General features: G+C 64.1%; 6 protein-coding genes. 2 read left to right on the top strand and 4 right to left on the bottom strand.

All coding sequences use genetic code 11. The annotated features are described in order from the left end of the window. The first annotated feature begins 122 nt into the window (after positions 1–122). Both RMN95_RS14395 and RMN95_RS14390 read left to right on the top strand, forming a co-directional pair. Positions 123–371: a type II toxin-antitoxin system Phd/YefM family antitoxin gene (locus RMN95_RS14395; RefSeq protein WP_309617599.1), complete on the top strand. Its 249-nt coding sequence runs from the start codon at positions 123–125 to the stop codon at positions 369–371. After that, positions 368–625, top strand: coding sequence for a type II toxin-antitoxin system RelE/ParE family toxin (locus RMN95_RS14390; RefSeq protein ID WP_309617598.1), 258 nt, complete (start codon positions 368–370; stop codon positions 623–625). Before RMN95_RS14395 ends, RMN95_RS14390 begins: the two co-directional genes overlap by 4 nt. A gap of 94 nt (positions 626–719) precedes the next feature. On the opposite strand, the gene RMN95_RS14385 is transcribed toward RMN95_RS14390, so the two are convergent. The 4 genes from RMN95_RS14385 to RMN95_RS14370 all read right to left on the bottom strand — a co-directional run bounded on the left by RMN95_RS14385 (position 720) and on the right by RMN95_RS14370 (position 4,376). Further along, positions 720–1,157, bottom strand: a complete 438-nt coding sequence (locus tag RMN95_RS14385) for a VOC family protein (RefSeq protein ID WP_309617597.1) — start codon at positions 1,155–1,157, stop codon at positions 720–722. A gap of 233 nt (positions 1,158–1,390) precedes the next feature. Next, positions 1,391–2,320 (bottom strand): SDR family oxidoreductase, encoded by a 930-nt coding sequence (locus RMN95_RS14380; protein WP_309617596.1) that lies wholly within the window; start codon positions 2,318–2,320, stop codon positions 1,391–1,393. Further along, the gene (locus tag RMN95_RS14375; RefSeq protein ID WP_309617595.1) at positions 2,317–4,134 is read right to left on the bottom strand and encodes a glycoside hydrolase family 15 protein; all 1,818 of its coding nucleotides are present in this window, start codon (positions 4,132–4,134) and stop codon (positions 2,317–2,319) included. Before RMN95_RS14375 ends, RMN95_RS14380 begins: the two co-directional genes overlap by 4 nt. 8 nt (positions 4,135–4,142) lie before the next feature. Further along, positions 4,143–4,376, bottom strand: a complete 234-nt coding sequence (locus RMN95_RS14370) for a GMC family oxidoreductase (protein ID WP_309617594.1) — start codon at positions 4,374–4,376, stop codon at positions 4,143–4,145. Positions 4,377–4,409 lie beyond the last annotated feature (33 nt).

The raw sequence follows: 4,409 nt of genomic DNA, 5'->3' as shown, positions 1-4,409 counted from the left end.
TGCACATTCTGGTGATCGGCAATGACATCACGGGGATTGCGGCGGTCCGGTGATCGGTACCGAGGGCGCTATCGATAGCCCTCGTGATGTACATCATGCCGTACACGATGTACAATTGGAGCATGTCAAATGTCAGCATCGCGGATGCACGAAAGCACTTCTCGGACGTGATCGCCCGAGCCAGCGCCGAGGCGGTATTCATCGAGCGCCGTGGCCAACGCGCCGCCGTGGTCATCAGCCCAGAACGGTACGAGCGGATGCTGGAAGCGCTTGAGGACGCTGAAGACGCCGCGGCATTCGATGAGGCAATGGCCGAAGAGGGGCCGAATATCCCTTGGGCCCAGGTCAAGGCTGACCTGGGCTGGGTATGACATATCGGATCGAATTGCGACCTGCTGCGATCCGCGCGTTGAAGCGGATAGATCATCAGGATCGTGATCGGATCCGTGGGGCTATCGCACTTCTCGGGGAAGATCCGCGTCCACCCGGGGCCAGAGCTCTCCAGGGCCGGCCCGGGCTGCGGGTTCGTGTAGGCAACTACCGCATCATCTACACGATTCAGGATGACGTCCTGCTCGTGGCCATTGTGACTCTTGGATACAGAAGCGATGTGTACGAACGCTAATGGGCCACCTGAGCACACCTTCACGTGTGGCAGTCGGTGCTCAAAGGTTTGCTCATCGAGTTGAGCACCACTCTCCGATTGAAACGACCGACCGTCAGCCCTTCGTCAGGTCCTGGGCGAGCATCACGAGGATCCCGCTCGGACCGCGCAGATACGTGAGCTTGTAGACATCCTGGTAGGTCGCCACCCCGCGAAGCGGAAAGCAGCCGTGCTTCGCGGCTATCTCAAGAGCCACATCGATGTCGTCGACAGAGAGCGCGACGCGGTGCATCCCGATCTCATTGGGGAGAGTAGGTTGCGTCTCGATCGCGTCGGGGTGGAGATATTCGAAGAGTTCGATCTGACCATGACCGTCTGGTGTTGTGAGCACCGCTATCTTGGCGTGGTTGCCGTCGAGGCCGACGGCGGTGTCGGCCCAGTCGCCGCTGATCGTGTCACGACCGACGAGCGTGAGCCCGAGGTCGGTGAAGAACTCAATAGTCGCGTCAATGTCGCGGACGGTGATTCCTACATTTTCCAGTGTGATCGGCATACCTCGCATGATACCGAGACGGTCTGCTGAGCCTGCCCACATAGCTCCCTAGCCGAACTGCCGGCCAGACATCCGAGGTGTCCGGAAGATAAACGTTCAATCGAGTCACAACACACGAAGTACGCACTCAGGTGCCCGGGCATCGTGAGTGCGGAAGGTCCGAGGGGATCAGCTGACCAATACCGGTGGCCGTACAACGGAACAAGCTTCGACCACTTGGCTGGCGGCTGCTCCTAGGGTGTGTTCATCCCGCCGTTCACGTTGAGGGTCTCCCCGACGACAAAGCTGGATTCCGCGGAGGCGAGAAACACATACGCCGGAGCCAGCTCTGCCGGTTGCGCGGCTCGTCCCATCAACGTCTCGCTGGATCCGAACTGGGGGAGCGTCTCCGGGTCCACGCCGCGCGTGACCTGAAGCGCGGTCCAGGTCGGCCCTGGTGCAACGACATTGACTCGGATGCCGTTCGGGATGAGCTGCTGGGCCAGCCCCTTGGAGAGGTTATTGATTGCGCCTTTGGTGCTCGCGTAGTCCAATCGATCCGCTGCGGGGGTGTAGGCCTCGAGCGACGCGGTGTTGATGATCGTCGAACCGGGTTCGAGGTGAGGCACGGCCGCCTTGACGATCCAGAAGAGGGCGAAGACGTTCGTCGCGTAGGTCTGCTCGAACTGCTCATCGCTGAGCTCCGCGAGCGTGGGTTGCCACACCTGCTTGCCGGCGACGTTGACGACCGCGTCGAGTCCGCCCATGGCGTTCACCGCCGTGTCGACGAGCGCTCGGCAGTAGGCCGGGTCGGTGAGATCGCCGGGCACCAAAGTCGCGGTCCGACCGGCCCGCTTGATGACGTCGGCAATGTGACGCGCATCCGACTCCTCTTCTGGGCGGTACGACATCGTGATATCGGCTCCCTCGCGCGCGAAAGCGATAGCCACTGCGCCACCGATGCCGGAGTCTGCTCCCGTGATCAAGGCACGCCGGCCGGTGAGTCGGCCGGTTCCGCGGTACGTCTCCTCGCCGAGGTCGGGCACCGGTGTCATCTGCGACTGGATGCCGGGCTCGTCTTGCTGCTGGACGGGTGGGCTGATGACGGGGTAGCGGGTGCGCGGATCGCCGAAGGTGTACTGGTCTGGTTTCGTGGGGGAGGGTGTCGCGATGGGGTCTGTCATTTTTGTCTCCTTGCTGAGCGGGATGCGCCGTCGGCACCCGAGAGCTCTTCGATGGTGATGGCCGCGTTGATGAGCCCAATGTGACTGAGGCCCTGGGGCAGATTGCCGAGGAACGAGCGATCGCTCGGCTCGATCATCTCGGCGAGAAGACCCACGTCGTTCGAGAGCTCGACGAGTTCGTCCATGAGCGCCGTGGCCTCGTCGTGGCGACCGACGCAGGCGAGTGCGCTTGCCATCCAGAAGGAGCAGGCGACGAAGGCTCCCTCCTCTTGGTCGGCCCCGCTGTAGCGATAGACCAGCGGGCCGTGGCCCAACTCGTTTCGGATGGCGTCGATGGTTGACGACATACGCGGCCCGCGGTCGAAGCCGCTCGTCGCGTGCAGCATCACCGAAGCATCCAGGCTCTCGTCTCCGGCGTAGGCGACGTAGGCCTGCAGCGCGTCCGACCAGCAGTGCTCGTCAATCCAGGCGCGGATCTCGTCACATTCGGCTCGCCATCGCTTCGCATCGCCTGGCATGTGCCCGTCCTCGCACAGCTGGGCCGCAGCATCCAGCGCCTGCCAGCAGCCCATCTTCGATGAGGTGTTGTGGTGCTGTTCCTTGAGCTCCCACATCCCCGCGTCCTCCTGTCGCCAGAGTCCGGCGGTGCGTTCGGCGAAGGATTCCAGCAGCCGGCCCGTCTCCACGTCCAGCACATTGCCCGCGTTGACGTAGATGCGAATCACGTCGAAAAGGTCGCCGAAGACCCCGAGCTGCACCTGACCGGCTGCCCGGTTTCCCGAGACGACCGGGCCGATCCCGCGCCATCCCGGAACCTGGTGCATGGTGATCTCCTCGGTGAGCTCACCGCGGAGCGTGTAGAAGATCTGGAGCTCGGGACCGTGATCCTTAAGCACCCGGAGCAGCCAGGCCACCGCCGAATGCGTCTCCTCCCGCAGCCCGAACCGCACCAGCGAGTGGACGGTATAGGCGAGATCGCGCACCCACGCGTAGCGGTAGTCCCAGTTCTTGCCTCCGCGCAGGCTTTCGGGCAGCGAGGTGGTCGGCGCCGCAGCGATGGAGCCGGTAGAGGCGTACATGAGGAGCTTCAGCGCGAGCGCGCTACGCTGCACATGACGCGCCCACGGGCCGTCGTAGCTGAATTCCTTCGACCAGGCGCGCCATGCGGCGATGGTCCGGTCGACGGCGGCATCCGTATATTCTCCGACCGGAATGGGAAGTGGGCCGTCAGATGTTCCCGCGACGACCAGCAGATGTCGCGACCCTTTCAACGTCGTGAACCCGCCCGCGATCGCGCGATCGCCGCCACCCCGAGGCCCATGCTCGATGCCTTGCACGGTGAGGTTGACCGTGTCGATTCGCAGAATCTTGCCGAGGGGGCCGTGTTCGACCCAGGGCGACGACGAGGCGAAACGGGTGCCCGGCGCGACCCGCCAGCGGAACTTCACGACGCCGCTGATCCCCTCGATTCGACGCGCCAGCTCGACCCACGGCAAGCGTCCCGCGAGGCCGGTGACCAGGGCGTCCGTGACGCGCGCGACCCCGGAGCCCGTGGTGAAGGTCGTTCGAAGCACGTTCGTCCCACTGACGTAGCTGCGTCGTACGGTGTACGGGTCCGTCGGCGCAAGTTCGATCTCACCGCCGCCCTCGGCATCCAGCAACCGGGCGAAAACCGGGGTGGAATCCATATCGGGAATGGGAAGCCAGTCGACGCTACCGTCGCGCGCTATCAGAGCGACCGTTCTACCGTCCCCGATCGCGGCATAATCCCGCAGATCGACATAGCCGTCTGTGCGGGTTCTCGAGGCTGCCATCCGTCGCCCTATCGCGCCACGCTGAGCATGGCATCCGCGGTGCGGAGCGAGAGTGCCATCGTCGCGAGGGCCGGGTTCGCAGACAGCGAGCTCGGGAACACCGAGTTGTCGCAGATCCAGAGGTTCGGGATGTCGAAGCTCCGACCGTCGGCATCGACGACCCCGACGTCGGCCGTCTCGCCCAGCCGGCAGGTCCCGAGGGTGTGCGCAGATCGGGGGCAAGACGAGGATGTCGTGGCCACCCGCCGCCGAGACGATGTTGGTCATCGTTGTGA

This window comes from Salinibacterium sp. (assembly GCF_031364185.1).
Classification (GTDB): Bacteria; Actinomycetota; Actinomycetes; order Actinomycetales; family Microbacteriaceae; genus Rhodoglobus.
This window is presented reverse-complemented; position numbering and strand designations above follow the sequence as displayed.

Bases quoted from the DNA above. Each gene is read 5' to 3' on its own strand.
- RMN95_RS14380 (WP_309617596.1), bottom strand. From the start codon at position 2,320: ATGACAGACCCCATCGCGACACCCTCCCCCACGAAACCAGACCAGTAC.
- RMN95_RS14375 (WP_309617595.1), bottom strand. From the start codon at position 4,134: ATGGCAGCCTCGAGAACCCGCACAGACGGCTATGTCGATCTGCGGGAT.
- RMN95_RS14385 (WP_309617597.1), bottom strand. From the start codon at position 1,157: ATGCCGATCACACTGGAAAATGTAGGAATCACCGTCCGCGACATTGAC.
- RMN95_RS14395 (WP_309617599.1), top strand. From the start codon at position 123: ATGTCAAATGTCAGCATCGCGGATGCACGAAAGCACTTCTCGGACGTG.
- RMN95_RS14390 (WP_309617598.1), top strand. From the start codon at position 368: ATGACATATCGGATCGAATTGCGACCTGCTGCGATCCGCGCGTTGAAG.